The 2,482-nt window shown below is 69.3% G+C and carries 3 protein-coding genes; 1 reads left to right on the top strand and 2 read right to left on the bottom strand.

The genetic code is table 11. The features are described 5' to 3' along the window. Nucleotides 1-1,051: ComEC/Rec2 family competence protein (locus D2V17_RS02605; RefSeq protein ID WP_147367198.1), on the top strand; the 1,051-nt coding region annotated here is incomplete at its 5' end. Nucleotides 1,052-1,077: 26 nt separating this feature from the next. Here D2V17_RS02605 and lexA read toward each other — a convergent pair. Together lexA and D2V17_RS02595 are read right to left on the bottom strand one after the other, a co-directional pair. After that, nucleotides 1,078-1,755 carry a transcriptional repressor LexA gene (gene lexA / locus D2V17_RS02600; RefSeq protein WP_119591587.1) on the bottom strand — a complete coding sequence of 226 codons (678 nt, stop codon included), beginning with the start codon at nt 1,753-1,755 and terminating at the stop codon, nt 1,078-1,080. Nucleotides 1,756-1,825: 70 nt separating this feature from the next. Further along, the coding region (locus D2V17_RS02595) for a molybdopterin-binding protein (protein ID WP_245978471.1) at nt 1,826-2,482 on the bottom strand (657 nt) is incomplete at its 5' end.

Raw genomic sequence — 2,482 nt, 5'->3', positions numbered from 1 at the left:
GGCGGTGGCGGCGGTGATCGTGCTCTTGCTGTGGCCCGAGTCGATTGTGGGGCCGAGCTTCCAGATGAGCTTTGCCGCCGTCATCGCCATCGTTGCGCTGCACAACGGCGGCTGGGCCAGAGCCTTCCTCGCCCCGCGTGACGAGCCCCGCATGGCGCGGCTGGCGCGGCAGACCGCCATGCTGCTGATCACCGGGCTGGTGATCGAGCTGGCGCTGATGCCGATCGTGCTGTTCCACTTCCACCGCGCCGGGCTCTACGGCGCGCTGGCCAATGTCATCGCCATTCCGCTCGTCACCTTCGTTTCCATGCCGCTCATCGCACTGGCCCTTGCGCTTGACCTGATCGGTGCCGGAGCGCCGGTCTGGTGGCTGGCCGGACAGTCGCTCGACCTGATGCTCGCCATCGCCCACTTCACCGCTGCCCAGCCGGGCGCGGTCAAGCTGTTCCCGCATCCGGGCCCCTGGACCATGGCCCTGTTCGTCGCGGGTGGGCTGTGGCTCGCCTTGTGGCAGGGGCGGGCGCGGGCCTGGGGGCTGGCCCCGGTTGCGCTCGCAAGCGCGCTGATGCTCGCCACACCGGTGCCCGACGTGCTCGTATCGAGCGACGGGCGGCATGTTGGCATCACCACCGCCGACCGGCGCCTCATCATGCTGCGCGACACCGACAGCGCCTATACCCGCGACAACCTCATGCAGCTCGCCGGAGTCGAGGCCGAGCCGGTGGCGCTGGCCGACTGGCCCGGCGCGCGCTGTAGCCCCGAGTTCTGCTCGGTCACGCTCGAACGCGACGGGCGGCCATGGCATCTGCTGCTCGCCCGCAGCGATCTCGTGGTCGAGGAGCGGGCGCTTGCCGCCGCATGCCAGCGCGCCGACATCGTCGTCGCAGACCGCTGGTTGCCGCGCTCATGCCGTCCGCGCTGGCTCAAGGCCGACCGGCGCATGCTCTCGGTCAGCGGCGGGCTTGCCATCCAGCTCGACCCGCCCGAACTGACCACCGTGGCGCAGGGGCAGGGCGAGCATGGCTGGTGGCGCGGCGAGGACGGGGACTGAGCGGCCCCGCCGCGTCACCGATCGGCTCAGTGGTAGCGCCGCAGCAGGCCTGCGAGCTTGCCCTGAACCTCAACCTCGGCATCGGCATAGACCTGCGGCTGCAAGGCCGAGTTCGCCGGATCGAGCCGGATCTTGCCGCCATCGTGGTGCAGGTACTTGAGCGTTGCCTCTTCCCCGCGAATCAGCGCGACCACGATCTCGCCGTCGCGGGCGGTGTTGGTCTTCTTCACCAGCGCGAAGTCGCCGTCGAAGATGCCCGCTTCGATCATCGAGTCGCCCGAGACCTCCAGCGCATAGTGATCGCCCGAGCCGAGCAGCGCGGCGGGGACGGGCAGCGTGCGGCTGTCTTCCAGAGCCTCGATCGGTTGTCCGGCGGCGATCTTGCCGTGCAGCGGGATCTCGATCACGTCGTTCGCCGGAGCAGGGGCGGCAACCGGCGGCGTGGTCGCCTTCGCCACCGCATCCTTCGCAGTGCGCCCTGCCACCACATTCTCGGGCATCTTCACCACTTCGAGCGCGCGCGCGCGGTTGGCCAAACGCTGGATGAAGCCGCGCTCTTCCAGAGCCGAGATCAGGCGGTGAACGCCCGACTTGCTCTTGAGGTCGAGCGCCTCCTTCATCTCTTCGAAACTGGGCGAAATGCCCGTTTCCTCAAGTCGTTGGTGGATGAAGAGCAAAAGCTCGTGCTGTTTCGCGGTCAACATGGGCCACTCCCGTCAAACAGTCCCAAAGCGGGAACCAATGCGGAACATCTATGGAACGATTGCGCCCAAGTCAAGTCCATCCGCCGCCGCTCAGCAGATAGACGGGGACCATGTCCCCCGCCTTCGTCGCATCGGCATTCGCGGGCCGCGCGATCAGCGCTTCGCTCGCCGCCAGAGCGCGCAGCGCCGAGGAGTCCTGCTGGCCGAGCAGCGTCACCCCGCCATCGCCGATCCGTGCGCGCACGAACTCGGCGCGGCTACCGGTCGGGGGCAGGGCGTCGAGCGTGGGCAGGGTGATCGCGCGGGGCAGAGGTTGCGCCGCGCCCGCCAGCCGCCGCAGCAAGGGGAGCAGGAACAGGTAGGCCGTTACCATGCTCGAGACCGGATTGCCCGGCAGGCCGACCACGAGTTGCGCCCCCTTGCGCGCGATCAGCAGCGGCTTGCCCGGTTTCATCGCGATGCGCCAGAAGGCGATCTCGGCCCCCCATTCCTCCAGCGCCGGACGCACCAGATCGTGATCGCCCACCGAGGCACCGCCGCTGGTCACAAGCACATCGGCCGCGCCCGCCTGAGCGAGCGCCTTGCGCATGGCCTCCATGGTGTCGGGCACCGGGCCGAGCCGGTCGATGCCACTGACCAGCCCCGCGCACATCGCCGCGAGCATCGCGCCGTTGCTGGCCGGGATCTGGTGCGGGGCGACTGCTTCGGGGTCGGCGGCCAGCTCGTC

The organism is Aurantiacibacter xanthus (assembly GCF_003584015.1).
GTDB lineage: Bacteria > Pseudomonadota > Alphaproteobacteria > Sphingomonadales > Sphingomonadaceae > Alteraurantiacibacter > Alteraurantiacibacter xanthus.
The sequence above is the reverse complement of the archived record's forward strand: the minus strand, read 5'-3'. Positions and strand labels throughout refer to the sequence as shown.

Bases quoted from the DNA above. Each gene is read 5' to 3' on its own strand.
- lexA (WP_119591587.1), bottom strand. From the start codon at position 1,755: ATGTTGACCGCGAAACAGCACGAGCTTTTGCTCTTCATCCACCAACGA.